The sequence below is a fragment of the Streptomyces sp. NPDC006997 genome, from assembly GCF_040635175.1.
Taxonomy (GTDB): Bacteria; Actinomycetota; Actinomycetes; order Streptomycetales; family Streptomycetaceae; genus Streptomyces.
The window spans coordinates 77,216-93,894 of sequence record NZ_JBEYHH010000016.1; the positions used below are offsets into that span (position 1 = coordinate 77,216).

The 16,679-nt window shown below is 74.1% G+C and carries 14 protein-coding genes and 1 riboswitch; of the genes, 4 read left to right on the top strand and 10 right to left on the bottom strand.

All coding sequences use genetic code 11. The features are described 5' to 3' along the window. Positions 1–11: 11 nt before the first annotated feature. Complete coding sequence (trpS, locus tag ABZ659_RS17780; RefSeq protein WP_360220238.1) at positions 12–1,025, bottom strand: tryptophan--tRNA ligase; 1,014 nt, start codon at positions 1,023–1,025, stop codon at positions 12–14. A 163-nt stretch (positions 1,026–1,188) separates the two neighbouring features. Beyond that, on the bottom strand, positions 1,189–2,394 hold the full coding sequence (rocD, locus tag ABZ659_RS17785; protein WP_360220241.1) for an ornithine--oxo-acid transaminase: 1,206 nt from the start codon (positions 2,392–2,394) through the stop codon (positions 1,189–1,191). A 115-nt stretch (positions 2,395–2,509) separates the two neighbouring features. Beyond that, positions 2,510–2,597, top strand: a riboswitch (ZMP/ZTP riboswitch). A gap of 44 nt (positions 2,598–2,641) precedes the next feature. On the opposite strand from rocD, the gene ABZ659_RS17790 reads away from it, so the two are divergent. Further along, positions 2,642–4,090: a glycine hydroxymethyltransferase gene (locus ABZ659_RS17790; RefSeq protein WP_360220244.1), complete on the top strand. Its 1,449-nt coding sequence runs from the start codon at positions 2,642–2,644 to the stop codon at positions 4,088–4,090. Positions 4,091–4,139: 49 nt separating this feature from the next. Here the strand turns inward: ABZ659_RS17790 and ABZ659_RS17795 are convergent, their stop codons facing one another. The 3 genes from ABZ659_RS17795 to ABZ659_RS17805 form a co-directional block, all read right to left on the bottom strand. After that, positions 4,140–4,862: a hypothetical protein gene (locus ABZ659_RS17795; RefSeq protein WP_360220247.1), complete on the bottom strand. Its 723-nt coding sequence runs from the start codon at positions 4,860–4,862 to the stop codon at positions 4,140–4,142. Between the two features lie 128 nt (positions 4,863–4,990). Continuing rightward, positions 4,991–5,869 carry a hypothetical protein gene (locus tag ABZ659_RS17800; RefSeq protein ID WP_360220250.1) on the bottom strand — a complete coding sequence of 293 codons (879 nt, stop codon included), beginning with the start codon at positions 5,867–5,869 and terminating at the stop codon, positions 4,991–4,993. Then, entirely contained in the window at positions 5,862–6,476 is a 615-nt protein-coding gene (locus ABZ659_RS17805) for a sigma-70 family RNA polymerase sigma factor (RefSeq protein ID WP_360220253.1), read from the bottom strand. Before ABZ659_RS17805 ends, ABZ659_RS17800 begins: the two co-directional genes overlap by 8 nt. 172 nt (positions 6,477–6,648) lie before the next feature. On the opposite strand from ABZ659_RS17805, the gene ABZ659_RS17810 reads away from it, so the two are divergent. Next, a complete protein-coding gene (locus tag ABZ659_RS17810) occupies positions 6,649–7,824 on the top strand; it encodes a PP2C family protein-serine/threonine phosphatase (RefSeq protein WP_360220256.1) in 1,176 nt (391 codons plus the stop codon). 54 nt (positions 7,825–7,878) lie between these two features. Here ABZ659_RS17810 and fxsT read toward each other — a convergent pair whose 3' ends face one another. Next, on the bottom strand, positions 7,879–10,938 hold the full coding sequence (gene fxsT, locus ABZ659_RS17815) for an FxSxx-COOH system tetratricopeptide repeat protein (protein ID WP_360220259.1): 3,060 nt from the start codon (positions 10,936–10,938) through the stop codon (positions 7,879–7,881). Between the two features lie 198 nt (positions 10,939–11,136). Here fxsT and ABZ659_RS17820 point away from each other — a divergent pair, with 198 nt between their 5' ends. After that, positions 11,137–11,262, top strand: a complete 126-nt coding sequence (locus tag ABZ659_RS17820; RefSeq protein WP_360220262.1) for a hypothetical protein — start codon at positions 11,137–11,139, stop codon at positions 11,260–11,262. A gap of 16 nt (positions 11,263–11,278) precedes the next feature. On the opposite strand, the gene ABZ659_RS17825 is transcribed toward ABZ659_RS17820, so the two are convergent. After that, positions 11,279–12,655 carry a PLP-dependent aminotransferase family protein gene (locus ABZ659_RS17825; RefSeq protein WP_360220539.1) on the bottom strand — a complete coding sequence of 459 codons (1,377 nt, stop codon included), beginning with the start codon at positions 12,653–12,655 and terminating at the stop codon, positions 11,279–11,281. A 125-nt stretch (positions 12,656–12,780) separates the two neighbouring features. Here ABZ659_RS17825 and ABZ659_RS17830 point away from each other — a divergent pair, with 125 nt between their 5' ends. Further along, entirely contained in the window at positions 12,781–13,308 is a 528-nt protein-coding gene (locus tag ABZ659_RS17830) for a carboxymuconolactone decarboxylase family protein (protein ID WP_360220265.1), read from the top strand. Positions 13,309–13,408: 100 nt separating this feature from the next. Here the strand turns inward: ABZ659_RS17830 and ABZ659_RS17835 are convergent, their stop codons facing one another. The 3 genes from ABZ659_RS17835 to ABZ659_RS17845 form a co-directional block, all read right to left on the bottom strand. Then, on the bottom strand, positions 13,409–14,215 hold the full coding sequence (locus tag ABZ659_RS17835) for a hypothetical protein (protein ID WP_360220268.1): 807 nt from the start codon (positions 14,213–14,215) through the stop codon (positions 13,409–13,411). Positions 14,216–14,495: 280 nt separating this feature from the next. Further along, the gene (locus ABZ659_RS17840) at positions 14,496–14,861 is read right to left on the bottom strand and encodes a hypothetical protein (protein WP_360220271.1); all 366 of its coding nucleotides are present in this window, start codon (positions 14,859–14,861) and stop codon (positions 14,496–14,498) included. After that, positions 14,848–16,605 carry a hypothetical protein gene (locus tag ABZ659_RS17845; RefSeq protein WP_360220274.1) on the bottom strand — a complete coding sequence of 586 codons (1,758 nt, stop codon included), beginning with the start codon at positions 16,603–16,605 and terminating at the stop codon, positions 14,848–14,850. Before ABZ659_RS17845 ends, ABZ659_RS17840 begins: the two co-directional genes overlap by 14 nt. Positions 16,606–16,679 lie beyond the last annotated feature (74 nt).

A 16,679-nucleotide genomic window follows, 5' to 3' on the forward strand; every position in this document is an offset into this window, starting at 1 on the left:
GTGCTTGGGCCTCAGTGCTTGGCCGGCAGGAAGCCCACCCTGTCGTACGCCTGCGCCAGTGTCTCCGCCGCGACGGCGCGCGCCTTCTCCGCGCCCTTGGCCAGGATCGCGTCCAGCGACTCCGGGTCGTCCAGGTACTGCTGGGTGCGCTCCCGGAACGGCGTCACGAACTCGACCATGACCTCGGCGAGGTCCGTCTTGAGCGCGCCGTAGCCCTTCCCCGCGTACTTCTCCTCCAGTTCCCCGATACCCGCCCCGGTGAGGGTGGAGTAGATGGTGAGGAGGTTGCTTACACCCGGCTTGTGCTCGGCGTCGTAGCGGACGACCGTGTCGGTGTCGGTGACGGCGCTCCTGACCTTCTTCGCGGTGGCCTTGGGGTCGTCGAGGAGGTTGATGAGCCCCTTCGGCGTGGACGCCGACTTGCTCATCTTGATCGACGGGTCCTGGAGGTCGTAGATCTTCGCCGTCTCCTTGAGGATGTACGGCTTCGGGAGGGTGAAGGTCTGGCCGAAGCGACCGTTGAACCGCTCGGCGAGGTCCCGGGTCAGCTCGATGTGCTGGCGCTGGTCCTCACCGACCGGCACCTCGTTGGCCTGGTAGAGCAGGATGTCCGCGACCTGGAGGACCGGGTAGGTGAACAGCCCGACGGACGCGCGGTCGGCGCCCTGCCTGGCCGCCTTGTCCTTGAACTGGGTCATCCGGCTGGCCTCGCCGAACCCGGTGAGGCAGTTCATGATCCAGCCGAGCTGGGCGTGCTCGGGGACGTGGCTCTGCACGAACAGCGTGCACCGCTCCGGGTCCAGCCCGGCGGCCAGCAGCTGTGCCGCGGCGAGCCGCGTGTTGGCCCGCAGTTCCCCCGGGTCCTGCGGGATCGTGATCGCGTGCAGGTCGACGACCATGTAGAAGGCGTCGTGGGTCTCCTGGAGCGCCACCCACTGGCGGACGGCGCCGAGGTAGTTGCCGAGGTGGAACGAGCCTGCGGTGGGCTGGATTCCGGAGAGCACACGGGGTCGATCAGAGGCCATGCCCAGCATTCTCTCATTGCCCACACCCCTTCCAGGGCATGGGGATTCCCCTCTTCCGACAGGGGCCCCGGTTCCTGTTCGGGCGTGGGCCCCAGCCCGTGTCCCAGCCCGTGTCCTGGCCCGTGTCCTGGCCCGTGCCCTGGCCCGTGCCCTGGCCCGCGGCCTAGCCCGCCAGGACCGCCCTCAGCTGGTCCAGTCCCCAGTCCAGGTCCTCCTGGGTGATCACCAGGGGCGGGGAGATACGGATCGTCGAGCCGTGGGTGTCCTTGACCAGGACGCCGCGGTCCATCAGCCGCTCCGAGATCTCCCGGCCCGTGCCGTACGCCCGGTCGACGTCCACGCCCGCCCAGAGGCCGCGCCCCCGCACCGCCGTGACCCGGCCGCCGCCCTTCAGCGCGGCCAGCTCCCGGTGCAGGTGCCCGCCCAGCTCCGCCGCCCGCGCCTGGTACTCGCCCGACCGCAGCATGGCGATCACCTCCAGCGCCACCGCGCAGGCCAGCGGGTTCCCGCCGAACGTCGACCCGTGCTCGCCCGGCCGGAACACCCCGAGCACCTCCGCCGACGACACCACCGCCGACACCGGCAGGATCCCGCCGCCGAGCGCCTTGCCCAGCACGTACATGTCCGGCACCACTCCCTCGTGCTCGCACGCGAAGGTCCGCCCCGTGCGGCCCAGGCCCGACTGGATCTCGTCCGCCACGAACAGCACGTTCCGCTCGCGGGTCAGCCGCCGCACCGCCGGGAGGTAGCCCTCCGGCGGCACGACCACCCCCGACTCGCCCTGGATCGGCTCCAGCAGCACCGCCACCGTGTTCTCCGTCAGCGCCTGCCGCATCGCCGTCAGGTCCCCGTACGGCACGATCTGGAAGCCCGGCGTGTACGGCCCGTAGTCGGCGCGGGCCTCCGGGTCCGTGGAGAAGCTGATCACCGTCGTCGTACGGCCGTGGAAGTTGCCGCCCGCCACCACGATCTTCGCCATCTCCGCGGGCACGCCCTTGATCCGGTACCCCCATTTGCGTGCCGTCTTCACCGCCGTCTCCACCGCCTCCACGCCGGTGTTCATCGGCAGCACCATCTCCATGCCGCACAGCTCGGCCAGCTGGGCGCAGAACGCCGGGAACCGGTCGTGGTGGAAGGCCCGCGACGTCAGCGTCACCCGCTCCAGCTGGGCCCGCGCCGCGTCGAGCAGCCGACGGTTGCCGTGCCCGAAGTTGAGCGCCGAGTAACCGGCCAGCAGATCCAGGTACCGGCGGCCCTCCACGTCCGTCATCCACGCCCCGTCGGCGGCGGCCACCACCACCGGCAGCGGGTGGTAGTTGTGCGCGCTGTGCGCCTCGGCGGCGGCGACGAGGTCTTCCGTAGCGGTCACGGCAGCTCCACGAGGTGGTCCGGGACGGGGGTCGGCACACCAGGCCTACCCCCTCCCCACCACGCTCGCATGTTGGACGGGAGAACCGGCCCGCGCGACGTGCCCGGTAGGCTGATCCACGGGCCGTGACTGGCGCGCTGGGATGGGACCGACCATCGGGGAGCGGCCCGCGCGAGCGAGTGCCGTGCGCCTGGGCCGAACCGTGAACCGTGACCACGCCGCAAGCCACGCCGTCCGGAGGCCGACCATGCCAGACCAGTCCCTCTCTTCCGAGTCCACCGCCTTCCGCGCCGCCCTCGACGTGATCCGCGCCGTCGAGCCGCGCGTCGCCGACGCCATCGGCCAGGAGGTCGGCGACCAGCGCGAGATGCTCAAGCTGATCGCCTCCGAGAACTACGCCTCCCCGGCCACCCTGCTGGCGATGGGCAACTGGTTCAGCGACAAGTACGCCGAGGGCACCATCGGCCGCCGCTTCTACGCGGGCTGCCGCAACGTCGACACCGTGGAGTCCCTCGCCGCCGAGCACGCCCGGGAACTCTTCGGCGCCCGCCACGCCTACGTCCAGCCGCACTCCGGTATCGACGCCAACCTCGTGGCCTTCTGGTCCGTCCTCGCGCAGCGCGTCGAGGCGCCCGCGCTGGAGAAGGCGGGCGTCCGCCAGGTCAACGACCTCTCCGACACGGACTGGGCCGAGCTGCGCCGGGCCTTCGGCAACCAGCGGATGCTCGGGATGTCCCTGGACGCGGGCGGCCACCTCACCCACGGCTTCCGCCCGAACATCTCCGGCAAGATGTTCGACCAGCGCTCCTACGGCACCGACCCCGCCACCGGCCTGATCGACTACGACGCGCTGCGCGCCTCCGCGCGGGAGTTCAAGCCGCTGATCATCGTCGCCGGTTACTCCGCCTACCCCCGGCTGGTGAACTTCCGCGTGATGCGGGAGATCGCCGACGAGGTCGGCGCCACGCTGATGGTCGACATGGCGCACTTCGCCGGTCTGGTCGCGGGCAAGATCCTCACCGGCGACTTCGACCCGGTGCCGCACGCCCAGATCGTCACCACGACCACCCACAAGTCGCTGCGCGGCCCGCGCGGCGGCATGGTCCTGTGCGACGACTCCCTGAAAGACCAGGTGGACCGGGGCTGCCCGATGGTGCTGGGGGGCCCGCTGCCGCACGTCATGGCCGCCAAGGCCGTCGCTCTCGCCGAGGCCCGCCAGCCCTCCTTCCGGGACTACGCCCAGCGCATCGTGGACAACTCCCGCGCGCTCGCCGAGGGTCTGATGCGGCGCGGCGCCACCCTGGTGACGGGCGGCACGGACAACCACCTCAACCTGATCGACGTCGCCACCTCCTACGGCCTCACCGGCCGCCAGGCCGAGGCCGCGCTGCTGGAGTCCGGCATCGTCACCAACCGCAACGCCATCCCAGCCGACCCGAACGGCGCCTGGTACACCTCCGGCATCCGCATCGGCACCCCCGCCCTCACCACCCGGGGCCTGGGCACCGCCGAGATGGACGAGGTCGCCGGGCTCATCGACCGGGTCCTCACCACCACCGAGCCCGGCACCACCAGCAAGGGCGCGCCGTCCAAGGCGCAGCACGTCCTGGACGCGAAGGTCGCCGACGAGATCTCCCGCCGCGCCACCGACCTGGTCGCCGGTTTCCCGCTCTACCCGGAGATCGACCTCGGCTGATCCGTCAGCGGGCTCCGCTGGCCCCGCGCACCTCGCGCCCGCGTCCCGCTCACGCGTCGACATCCCGTAGCTCCTGCCGGGGTCCCGGCTCCGCCCGGAGCCGGGACGTGGACAGCCACGTCAGCGCGAGCGGGCGCAGCAGCAACGCCAGCACGGCACCGGCAGCCGCACCCGGGAGCGCCCACCACCAGCCTCCGTCGCCGCCACCCGACGCGGCGGCGGTGGCCGGGGCGACCGACGCGGTGGCCGTCGGTTCCCCGCCGACCGACCCCGCGGAGCCGGTCGCGGCGGTCTCCGTGCGCTGGGGGTAGCTCGGTGCCACCGTCGGCTCCTGCACGGGGCCCAGCACGCCGAGGTCCTTGAACAGGGACCGCAGCCGCGCGGGCTGTTCGGCGCGATGCCAGGTGCCGGTCCACTGGTCGGGGTCGGTCGAGGTGTGGATCCACACCAGCCCGTCGTCGGCGGTCAGATGGACCATGTCGATGCGCCAGGGCTCTATGCCGTGCAGCAGCCAGGTGACGGTGACCTGCCGCCCCTCGACCAGTTCGCCGTCCGAGGGTTCGGCGCCGTCGGGCACGGGCTCGCCGTCGAGCAACGTGTCCAGGGCGGCGTACTCCTCGTCGGAGTAGTACAGCCCGGCGGCCTCCTGGCTCCACGGTGACACCACGAGCGCGCTGGTCGGTCCCCCGGCCGACGCGGACGGGGCCACCCACAGCAGCAGCAACGTCCACGTCACCGCCAGCGCCAGTCCGCCCGCCGTCAGTCGCCTCATGCCGATGTCCATCACGGCCCCCTGCCGAGTGATCCCCAACCCGTGCGGCCCGTCCGCGGGCCGCCTGTCACTTCTGGTACACCGCCCGCCCCCTCGGGGTTCCCACCTCGGCCACAGGAGTTCGACCGCTACGGCCGCCGCACCGACCTGGCGATCTCCACCGCCCGCTCCTTCGAGGGCACGCCCTCCAGCCGGAGCGTCACCGGGGCGTCGCTCCACAGCCCCCACAGCAGCGTCGGGCCCGCCGTGCGCGTCTCGCGGGTGTAGCGGGTGCCGTCCGGGGCCACCAGCCAGTAGGCCAGCCGGTGCGGGCGGGGGAACCACAGGGCCGGGTCGGGCGGGCCGTCGCCGAGCTGGAGCCACTGCGGCTGCTCCCGCACGGTCTTGGCGAAGCCGATGTCGAGGTGGGCCGGATGCTCGTCCAGCCGTATCGTGCGCCCCCGCTCCCGCCAGCACAGCGTCACCAGGAACCGCCCCCGCGGCTCCCGGCTCACCGCGACCGCGTCGGGAGCGCCGAGCGCCCCCGGCACCAGCGGCCGGAACCCGGCCTCGCGCTCGGCCCGGGCCAGCGACACGGACCGACCGCAGCCGGGCACCTCAGCGGGGGCCGGCGGCGGCGCCGTCGGGTCGTACCGCACCTCGACACCGCCGAAGCCGAACCAGTCGACGACCTCGGCCCGCACCGGGGGCGTGAGCGCCAGCACGGTGAGCAGCCCGCACAGGACCGCCGTCAGCGAACGCCACCGCGTCCGCGTCCACCGCCGCGCCGCCCGCAGCCGCGCCCCGGCCGCTCCCGCCGGGTCGGCCGCCGCCGGGTCGGCCACCGGCACCGGCAGCTGTTCGGCCAGTATCCGGGCCAGCACCCGCTCGGCCATCGTCTCCGCCCCGGCGTCCCCCGGCCGGTCCAGCGACCGCCCCAGCGCCCGCAGCTCCTCCGGCAGCCGGGAGCGGGAGCCCTCCGAGCGCTCCGGATCACCCGACTCCGGCCCCTCACGCCGCTCACGCATCTTCCTCACCCCCTGCCCCCGTCTCCGTCCCGGGCTCGAAGTCCGGCAGCAGTCGGCCCAGCTTGCGCAGGGCGCGGTTCAGGCGGGACTTGACCGTGCCGCGGGGCCAGCCGAGGGCCTGGGCCGTCTCGGGCTCGTCCATCTCCAGCAGATAGCGGTAGGTGACGACCAGGCGGTGCTCCTCGCTCAGCTTCTCCAGGGCCGCCAGCAGGGCCGTACGCCGCTCGGTCTCCAGCGTGGCGACGGCCGGGTCGGCGGACTCCGGTATCAACGGCTCGGCCTCGGCGAAGGCCGCCTCACGGCCCGCGAGCGTGCGCTGCCGCGCCGCCGTGCGCACGGTGTTGCGCGCCTCGTTGGCGACGATCGACAGCAGCCACGGCTTGAACGCCGAGCCGTCCCTGAACCGGCCCAGCGCGCAGTACGCCTTCACGAACGCCTGCTGCACCACGTCCTCCGCGTCCGCCCCCGCCCCGAGCGCCGTGGCCGCCCGCAGTGCGATGCCCGTATGGGCGCGCACCAGCTCCGCGTACGCCTCCGGCTCCCCGGCGCGTACACGTGCGATCACCGCGGCCTCATCGACGATGCGGCCCCCCTCCCGCGTCCTCACACTCTTCGTACACCGCCCGACCCCGATCGGTTCCCACCCCGGCCCCCTGACTTCCGGAACCCCGCACCGTCCCGGTCACCACACGGCCCCGACCACCGCGCCCCGTCCGCCCACCGGTGTGAGACCGCGAGGCGGGACGAGTCGCGGCAAGGAGGGAGGCGACGAGGTGGGGATGCCGGTGCCCGACGGCGGCCTGTTGGAGGAGTTCCTCGCCGACGCGGCCAACTTCGCCCTGGACCTGGGCACGGTGATCGCGCGCTGTTCCACGGCCCTGGGCCTCCAGCACTCCGTCGTCTACCTCGCCGACCTCCAGCAGCGCCGGTTGCTGAAGATGACGGACACCGCCGCCGCACTGCCCATCGACGGTTCGCTGGCGGGCTGGTGCTACCGCACCCAGGCGCTGCGGGTGGAGGAGTCGGAGACGGGCGGCGTGGTCGCCTGGTTCCCGCTCCTCGACGGGGCCGAACGGCTCGGCGTGCTCGCCGTGCACGGGCCCGCGCTCACGCCGGTGGTCCTGTGCCGGGGCCGCGCCCTCGCCTCCCTGCTCGCCATAACGATCACCTCCAAACGGGCGTACAAGGACTCCTTCGTACGGAGGACCCGTACCGAGCCGATGCAGCTGCCCGCCGAGATGCTGCGCGCGTTCCTGCCGCCCCGCACCATCGGCACCGCCCACGTCGTGTCGACGGCGGTGCTGGAACCGGCCTACGACATCGGCGGCGACGCCTTCGACCACTCGCTGACCGATACCACCCTGCACACGGCCGTCCTCGACGCCATGGGCCACGACCTCGCGTCGGGCCTGACGACGGCGGTGTCCCTCGCCGCCTGCCGCAACGCCCGGCGCACCGGCGCGAACCTGCCCGAGCCGGTGACCTGCGTGGACGACGCGCTGGCGGCGTGGCTGCCGGACCAGTTCTGCACCGGGGTGATCGCCCGGCTCGACCTGGCGACCGGCGTGCCGCGCTGGATGAACTGCGGGCATCCGGCGCCGCTGCTGATCCGGGACGAGCTGCCGGTGATCGACGAGATGGCGCGCCAGCCGGACCCGCCGATGGGCCTGCCGTTCCTGCTCGCGGGCCGCCCCCGGCAGACCCACGAGGTCACCCTCGAACCCGGCGACCGGGTGCTGATGTACACCGACGGCGTCACCGAGGCCCGCACCCGCGAGGGCGAGGAGTTCGGCCTGCGGCGCTTCGCCGACTCCATCATCCGGGCGACCGCCGCGGGCGAACTCGCCCCCGAGGTGCTGCGCCGTCTGATCCACTCCATCCTCGACGCCCAGAGCAGCCGGCTGCGCGACGACGCCACGATCCTGATGTTCGAGTGGTGGCCCCCGACGACGTGACGCACGCGCGCGGAGTCGTACCGGCCGCACGCGCGGAGCCGTGCCACGCGCCCCTCACTCCCGCCCCCGCCACCGTTCAAGCTGCTCGCGGGTGGCCGATGTGTCGGGGTGGTCGGGGCCCTGGATGCGGACCTGGTCGGCGAGGAGGGCTTCGAGAGTGGTGACGGCGCCTGTCTGGTCGCCCGCCTCTCCCAGCCAACGGCCGAGACCGCTGCGGGTCTTCAGGGCCAGCAGCGAGTCGGGGCCGTGGGCGCGCACGATGTCGGCGTGGAGTTCGGCCAACGCCGTGGCGGCCCCCGCGGCGTCCCCTTCCTCCCCCAGCCAGTGGGCCAGGTTGTTGCGGGTGGACAGGGTGCCGGTGTGGTCGGGACCCAGGACGCGCGTCTGGTCCGCCAGCAGCTCCTCCAGGGCCACGACGGCCCCCGCCCGGTCCCCCGTGAGTGCCTGGAACGCGGCCAGGTTGGCGCGCGTGGTCAGGGTGTCCGGGGCGTCGGGGCCGAGGATGCGCAGCCGGTCGTCCAGGAGTTCCCGGAACGTGGCGGCGGCGCCTTCCGCGTCCCCGGACATGCCGAGGAAGTAGGCCAGGTTGTTGCGGGTGACCAGGGTGTCGGGAGCGTCGGCGCCGAGTACCCGCAGCCGGTCGGGGAGGAGGGCTCTGAGAGCGGCGACGGCGCCCGCGAGATCACCGCTCTGACCGGCCCAGGACGCCAGGTGGTGCCGGGTGGTCAGGGTGTCCGGGTGGTCGGGGCCCAGGACGCGTGACTGGTCGGCCAACAGCCCCTCCAGCTCGGCGGCGGCACCCGCCGTGTCCCCCGCCGTCCCCCGGGCGAAGGCCAGGTTGCGCCGGGTGATCAGGGTCTCGGGGGCGTCGGGACCGAGCACCCGGACCACGTCCGCGAGCAGCGTCTCGTGGGCGGGAACGGCATCCGCCGTGATCCCGGCCTCGCCCCGCCAGCGGGTCAGGTTGATCCGGCTGACCAGGGTGAGGTAGGCGTCCGGTCCCTGGACCCGCAGATGGTCGGAGACGAGTTCTTCGTAGGCGGCCACCGCCCCGGCCGCGTCGCCGGTCAGTCCGCGGAAGTACGCCAGGTTGTTGCGGGTGGTGAGGGTTTCCGGGGCGTCGGGGCCGTACACGCGCAGGGTGTCGGCGAGCAGTTCCTCGAACGTGGCGGCGGCCTTGCCCGCGTCTCCCGCCAGCCCCTGGCAGCGGGCGAGGTTGCCCCGCGCGCTGAGCGTGTCGCGGTCGTCCGGTCCCAGGACCCGCAGCATGTCCGAGACCAGTTCCTGGAACGCGGTGCTGGCCCCGGCCGTGTCCCCTGCCTCGCCCTGCCAGTACGCCAGGTTGTTGCGGGCGGCGAGGGTACTGCGGTGTTCGGGGCCGAGGTGGCGCAGGCAGGCGTCCGCGAGGCCCTGGCTGGCGGTCAGGGCCGCGCCGACCTGACCGGTCCGGCCCAGGTCGGTGATGGCGCGCGTGAGCACGGGGTGGGCACCGGTGTCCCTGGCGAACAGGGCGGCTCCCGAGGTGTCGCGGAGCGCGGCGGCGTTGGCGCGCAGGACCGGGCCCAGCTCGCCCGGGGCGGTCTCCGGCCACCTGTGCAGCAGGCTGTCGGCCGCGGCGCGGACCAGTCGGGTGAGAGACTCCGGCCCCGCGTCCCCGCCCGCGACCAGGCTCTCGCGGGTGGCGCGCTGGATGAGCTGGTGGACCCTGACCTCCTGGTGGGTGGCGTTGCGGTCGTGGTCGAGGAGGCTGTGCCGGTGCAGCACGCGCAGCGCCCGGTCCACCGCGGCGGCGTCCACCGCCGTCTCCTCCCCCCTCCGCGGGTGGTCCGGGGAGCCCGCCGCCCCGCGCTGCCGGGAGTCGGTGAGGTGGTCCAGCGCGGGAGGGCTGGTCAGCGCGGTCTGCGGGATTCCCGCGCCGTCCAGGACGGCGGCCAGTTGCAGCAGCGGCCGGGCCAGCCCCACGGGGTCGGTGCGGTCCGCGTGGCCGATGGACAGCTCCCAGGTGGCGCTGGCGATCCGCTCGTGGTCGTCCGGCAGCGAGTCCGGGCCGGGGACGGAGCGGGCCAGCAGTTGGGTCGCCAGCCGCCGCCGGTACGCGGGGACGGTGCTGCCGTCGTCGACGATGTAGGCCGCGGCCTGTGCCAGCCAGATCGGCAGGTGTCCCAGATCGGCGGCGAGCGCGGCCAGTTCGGAAGGGTCCTGAGGCGCGGGGAGCTTGGCGGTGAGGTAGGCGCGGGCCTCCTCGGCGGTGAACACGCCGATGTCGACGATACGGCGGCCGGAACCGCTCAGGGCGGCCTCGCGGAGCCGGGTGGTGACGACGACCCGTCCGCCCACCGAGGTGTCGGCCACGGGCCACAGCCCGTTGACGTCGGCCGGGCGCCGCACGTCGTCGAGGACGACCAGCCAGCTCCGGTCGGTGGTCTCCGCCCAGGTCAGGAACGTCTCAGCGGCGAGGCCGGGATCGTCCGGTTCGGCCAGCGGCAGCCCGAGCCGCCGTGCCGTGCGGGCGTAGGCGGTGACGATGCCGTCGCGGGTGGCGGCGTTCACCCAGACCAGGACCTGCGTCCCGGCGGCCCAGGCACGCCGCGCGTGTGCCGCGGCGAGCTGGGTCTTGCCGACACCGCCCATGCCGAGCAGCACCTGGGTGAGCACGACCGTCCCGCTCTCGTCGACCGCCGCCGTGAGACGGGCGGCGGCCTCCCGCTGCTGGAAGCAGTCCGCCGCGCGCGGCACCACGCCCTCCCGGACCCGCGGCACCGGCTCGGCGGGCGGCGTGTGGTGGGCCGTGGCCGGGCGCCCGCCCTTGCCGCTCCGTTCCGCTCGGGCGCTCCGCCAGGTCCGTTCCCACCACGCGTCGTCCGGGGCGACGTAGGAGGGTGTCCTCGTGCGCGCACGGGCGCGTAGGTACGTCACCAGGAAGCGGGCGGCGTCCGGGTCCGCGGGGACGTTCTTGCCGTTGCGCCACTCGCTCCACGAGGACGACGTCACCCTGACCCGCGGGCGCTGGCGGCCGCCCTGTCGTTCGATCTCACCGCCGGTCGGCTCTCCGGCGGCCCGCCACAGCTCGCGCAGGGCCCGCGCCCATCTCTCGGTCGAGTCCGGCTCGGCCACGGCCCCCGCCTTCCGTCACGTCCGGGCCGGAACCGTCCGGGAAAGGCTCCCCGGCCCCCGCGCCCCTTCCACGACCAGCTTGCCCGTCCGGCGACCGGTGGGCACCGCGATCCGGAAAACATTCCGGAGTGGCCTCCTCGACGGAGCACGTCCCGGCACCCGCCGGGGTCGTCCGTACAAGTCCAGGGAGGGACCGCCGTGTTCGACCGTCCGTTCTGGCGGGGCCTTACGCGCCTCGCCGTCATCGCCACCGTCTGCGCCGCCGCCAACGCCGTCGGCGCCGGACTCGTTCAGCTCACCGTCTGGTGGTTCACAAGCCGCTGACCCCCACCCCCGCCCGCTACGGCAGCGCCCTGCACAACGCCTCCAGCGTCCCCGCCCACGCGTGGTCGGGCGGGGTCGCGTAGCCGACGACCAGGGCGTCCGGGGCTCGGGTCGTCGTGGGGGTGGCGGGGTGGCGGTAGCGGGACAGGCCGTGGACCGCCAGGCCGTGCCAGGCGGCGGCGCGTACGACGGCCTGTTCCGTGCCGGGCGGCAGCCGGAGGACGGCGTGCAGTCCCGCCGCGATGCCCGTGACCTCGACCTCGGGCGCCCGCTCGGCCAGCGCGCCGACCAGCTCGTCCCGGCGCCGCCGGTACCGCAGCCGGGCGGCGCGCACGTGGCGGTCGTAGTCGCCGGAGACGAGGAACTCGGCGAGGGTCAGCTGGTCCAGGACGCCCGGGGCCGTGCCGCCGAGGCACCGGACCGTCTCCGCGGCGAGGGACGGCGGCAGCACCAGCCAGCCCAGCCGCAGTCCGGGGGCGAGGGACTTGCTGGCGGTGCCCAGATAGGCGACGTGGTCCGGGGCGAGGTCCTGGAGGGCGCCGATCGGCTGGCGGTCGTAACGGAACTCGCCGTCGTAGTCATCCTCAAGGATGAGACGGCCGGTACGGCGGGCCCAGTCGACCGCCGCCGCCCGGCGCTCGGGGCGCAGCGCCACGCCGAGGGGGAACTGGTGCGCGGGGGTGAGCAGCATGGCCGCCGCGTCCGGCGGGGGTGCGTCGGTGCGGGTGCCGTGGTCGTCGAGCGGGAGGGGGAGGGTGCGCAGACCCGTCCGCTCCACGAGGTTCCAGTGCACGTCGAGGCCGTAGGACTCCACGGCCAGCGCGCCGCCTGGCCCGCGGGCGCGCAGCACCTCCGCGAGCAGCCTGACGCCGTGCGCGAAGCCGGAGCAGATGACGACGCGGTCGGGGTCGGCGCGTACGCCGCGGGCCCGGGAGAGGTAGGCGGCGAGCGCGGTCCGCAGTTCGGCACGGCCGCGCGGGTCGCCGTACCCGAGGGCGTCGTGGGGCGCGGCGGCCAGGGCGCGGCGGGCCGCCCGGAGCCACGGGGCGCGCGGGAAGGAGGCGAGGTCGGGGGTGCCGGGGACGAGGCTGTACGCGGGTCCGCCGGGCGGACGCCCCCGCGGTGCCGGACGGTCCGGCGTCGGCGGCAGCGCGCGGTCGGCGACCCGGGTGCCGGAGCCCTGGCGGGCGGTGAGCCAGCCCTCGGCCACCAGGTCGGCGTAGGACTCGGCCACCGTGTTGCGGGCGATGCCCAGGTCGGCGGCGAGGGAGCGGGAGGAGGGCAGCCGGGTGCCCGGCGCGAGACGGCCGCCGCGGACGGCCTCCCGCAGCGCGTCGGTCAGACCCCGGCGCAGCCCCGGACCGGCGGGTTCCAGATGCAGGTCGAACCCGATGCCGACGCCGTCGGCGCCCTCGTCACCATCCGAAGCAGCGCCCGAAGCGGCGCCCGAAGTGGCCCATGGTTCCGGCATGGAAATGGACCATACCCCTGGGCCTTCCGCTGCCTACGCTCGACGCCATGACGAACAGCGAGACCGCGCCGCGGACCACCCCCGACGACACCCCTTACGCCCCCGAGCCCGCCTCCCGCCTCGACTGGGCCGCCCTGGCCCCGGACGTCTACAAGGCGATGGTCCGCCTCGACGCCGCCAGCCAGCAGGGGCTGGACCGCACGCTCCTCGAACTGGTGAAGGTCCGCGCCTCGCAGCTGAACCGCTGCGCGCTCTGCCTCGACATGCACAGCAAGGACGCGCTGGCCGCGGGGGAGAGCGCGGAGCGGCTCATCCAGCTCAGCGCCTGGGAGGAGTCGCCGCACTTCTACACCGAACGGGAGCTGGCCGCCCTGGAGCTGACCGACGCGGTCACGGTCCTGACGGACGGTTTCGTGCCCGACGAGGTGTACGCGCGGGCGGCCAAGCACTTCCCGGAGGAGGAGCTGGCCCGCCTCATCGCCTCGATCACGGTGATCAACGCCTGGAACCGGTTCGGCGTGACCTGCCGCCGCGCGCCGGGGCACTACCAGCCGGACGGCCAGCGCCGCCCCTGAGCGGCGCTGACAGCCACGGAGCTGGGGCGCGTCGCGAAAGTCCCGTCGTCCGCCCGCAGGGCGGGCCGAGCGGCGTCTGGCGGGACGTTCGCGGCACGTCCTAGTCGCACGCGTAGTGGGGCGGGCAGAAGTAGCCGAGCGCCGTGCGCAGCATCTCCCGCTCGTCCTCGCGGCCGTCGGCGTCGGGGCCGTAGGCGGCGACGGCGTACAGGTTGCCGTCGGCGGCCACGAAGCGTTCGTCGACGACGTGCCAGGGGCCGGCGTCGGGTTCGCCCTTGATGGCGTCGGCGAGGTACTCCAGCCGGGAGCCCGCCTCGCTCACCCGCTCCAGGGAGAGTTCCTCGAAGCCGTCGGCCTTCGGGGTGTCGTCGGAGAGGAACAGCTCGAAGGACGCCTCGGGGGAACTCTCCGCCACCTGGAACACCTGGAGCCGCAGCTCGCCGTCGGCGCTGCGGTAGTTGACGATGTCCATGCCGTACTGGGAGTCCACCGCTTCCCGGGTCCAGCCCACGGGCCGGGCGATGGTGAAGCCCTCGGCGTCGTCGTACAGCTCGTACCCGGCGGGCACGTCGACCGTGGCGGAGGGCGACGGCGACTCCTCCGGGGGCGACGCCTCGCCGTCCGCCGGTGAGGCGTCACCGCCGGGCGGTGGCTCCGACACCGGGGCGGTGCTCTCCGAGGTCGCTCCCGCGGCCCCGCTCGCCTTCCCCTTGCCGTCCGCGTCCGCGCCCCCGTTGCCGTCTCCGACGACCAGCGTCAGCACCAGCGCCACGGCGGCCCCGGCGACGGCCGCGCCGCCCAGCACCGTCCACAGCGTCCTGCGGCTCAGCCCGAGCCCGCCGCCGCCCCGCTGGGGCAGCTCGGGGCTCGACCAGCCGCCCCCGGGCGCGAAGTCCGGGGGCGGCACGGACGGCGGTACGGTCGATGGCGGGACGACGGGCACCGGTGGTGGCGGCGTCACCGGGGCCGGGTTTGCCGGAGCCGGAGCTACCGGGGCCGGAGCTACCGGAGCCGGGGTCACCGGAGCCGGAGCTACCGGTGCCGGGGGCACCGGGGCCGAAACCGGGGCCGGGGTCACCGGGGCCGAAACCGGTGCCGTCGGTGCCCGGCCCGCCGTCTCACCGCCGTCCTCCCACCGCTGGGCGTCCTCGTTCCAGTACCGCTGTCCCCCGCTCATGGCGAACCCCTCACATCCCCAGCAGCCCGGCGACCGTGCCGGCCGACGCGAACAGCGTCAGCACGGACTGGGCGTCCTCCAGCAGTTCCCGCAGCCGCTGCCGACGGGACTGCCCCGCCGTACCGGTGCGGTCGATCTCCTCCTCGGTCTCCGCGAGGGCCGCGTCCAGCCGCGTGGTCTGCTCGCTCTCCCGCAGCCGGGCGAGGTCGGCGCGCAGTTCCCTCACCGCTTCGAGGAGTTGCTCGGCGTCGGCGTCGCGGCTGGCCGGGACGGTGGTGTTGTGGGTCTCGGCATGGCCGTGGCTGCCGAAGGCGAACGCGGAGTTGTCGGCGCGGCCGATGTGGACGTTCGGGGGCGGGGGCTCACTTGCCGCCATCGCTGACCGGTCCCTTCTGCGGCTCGGGGCCGCTGTTGACGGTGGAGGAGCTGGCGTGGTCGCCGAAGGCGAAGGAGGAGTTGTCGGCGCGGCCGATGTGTACGGCGCCCTCGCTGACGTTGATGATCTTCTGTACGAACTCGCCGGTCTCGTACCCCGCCTCGGCGAGGGCCAGCCGTACGCCGTGCCCGATGCGGTCCTGGACGGTGCGCAGGTACCGGGCGACGTCCATCTCCTGGAAGGTGGAACCGTCCGGTACGCAGGCCAGTTCGCGTACGGAGACGGCGGGTCCGTCGGGCAGCGCGACCGCGTGGCCGCCGGTCAGCAGCCGCCAGCCGTAGCGGACCCCGCGGCCGAGGGTGACCAGGGACAGGCCCAGCGAACGGGGTGTCAGCACCACGGCCGTCAGCGCCTTGCCGACGACGTTGTCGTGCCGGAGCCGGTGGGCGGCGCGGTCGGCGTCCTTGAAGTCCGCGCGGACCGGGGTCAGCACGTGCGGGGCGATCTCCAGCATGAGCATCCGGCCCTGGGTGTGGATGCGGACGAAGACGGTGACGACCAGTTCCTCCTCCCAGCCACCGACGCGGACGCGCAGGAAGTGCCGCCGCTTCTCGCCGCCCTCCTCGACCGCGCGAGCGCGGTGCTGCTCGAACTCCTCGGGCCCGTAGGGGGCCTGGTCGCGCCGGAGCAGGCCCTCGGCGGGCAGGAACACGCACTCGTCGATCTCCAGCCGCCGCAGCCGGTCGCGGACGGCGGGTCCGGCGTACTCGGCGGGCACCCGGAGCTGTTCGAGCAGCGGCCGGATCCGCTCCAGGATCGCCCGGTTGCTGAGCGGCTGCTGGGTGGCGTCCTCGTCGGGGCGGAGCTCGACGGCGAGCACCCAGGTGTCGTAGGCGGCTCCCGCGCCGCAGAACGGGCGGGCCTCGTGGTACATCACCAGCGGCGCGTGCTGCTCCACGCGGATGCGGTGCATCACCCGCCGGAACCGCTGCCCCTCGGCCCGTTCGGCGGGGTCACCGGCCGCGTCCGGGAAGCGCTCAGGGGAGAGTTCGGCGGTGAGGGCGCGGGCGAACTGGCCGCGCCGCGCGGCGACGCACAGCGCGATCAGCGCCAGCACCCCGAGCGCCATCCACGCCTGCCAGGGATCGATCAGCTCGGCGAGGTCGTCGGAGGAGGGCAGTACCAGGTCCGTCAGGCTCGACGTCTCGGGGTCGCCGTAACCGTAGGAGTCGTACGACGAGTCGTACCCCCCGGAGTCGTCGGCGCCGTCGCCGAAGGCGATCCCGAGGGCGACGAGCAGGAAGTACGCGAAGAGGACGCGTCCCGACCAGCGGGCGAGGAAGGCGGCGGCCCTGCGGTACAGCGGCGGTTCGGCGGCACGGCCCCGGAACCAGGGCGCTACGGCGAGCAGCAGGCTGGGGTAGAGCACTCCGGCGAGCAGCCAGCCGCTGAGCGGCAGTCCCACGATCCACAGTCCGACGACGGCGGCGGCCCAGAGCTGTTCCTGCTTGCGGGCGCGCAGCGCGTGGGCGAGGACGCGGGCGGCGTCGATGCCGAGGGACGGTGCCACGATCCGCTGTTCGTCGAGGTACAGCTCGTCGATGACGCGGTCCCGGTAGCGGGGGTCCAGGTAGGCGCCCGCGCACAGCAGCCGGGTGGCCTCGCTGGCGTAAGGCGGGATGGGCGGGGGGTCCGCGAGGGCGGACCCGGGGTCGGTCTGGTGTGGCACGTGCGCGGTGGTCACGCCTCTCCCCCGAGGTGACGACAGTTGACGGCGCATCAGCATAGGGCGGATGCGGGGCACTGTCCGCATCCTTT

Excerpts from the sequence above, each read along its gene's own strand:
- trpS (WP_360220238.1), bottom strand. The coding sequence starts at position 1,025 with ATGGCCTCTGATCGACCCCGTGTGCTCTCCGGAATCCAGCCCACCGCA.
- ABZ659_RS17790 (WP_360220244.1), top strand. The coding sequence starts at position 2,642 with ATGCCAGACCAGTCCCTCTCTTCCGAGTCCACCGCCTTCCGCGCCGCC.
- ABZ659_RS17795 (WP_360220247.1), bottom strand. The coding sequence starts at position 4,862 with ATGAGGCGACTGACGGCGGGCGGACTGGCGCTGGCGGTGACGTGGACG.
- ABZ659_RS17800 (WP_360220250.1), bottom strand. The coding sequence starts at position 5,869 with ATGCGTGAGCGGCGTGAGGGGCCGGAGTCGGGTGATCCGGAGCGCTCG.
- ABZ659_RS17810 (WP_360220256.1), top strand. The coding sequence starts at position 6,649 with ATGCCGGTGCCCGACGGCGGCCTGTTGGAGGAGTTCCTCGCCGACGCG.
- ABZ659_RS17830 (WP_360220265.1), top strand. The coding sequence starts at position 12,781 with ATGACGAACAGCGAGACCGCGCCGCGGACCACCCCCGACGACACCCCT.
- ABZ659_RS17840 (WP_360220271.1), bottom strand. The coding sequence starts at position 14,861 with ATGGCGGCAAGTGAGCCCCCGCCCCCGAACGTCCACATCGGCCGCGCC.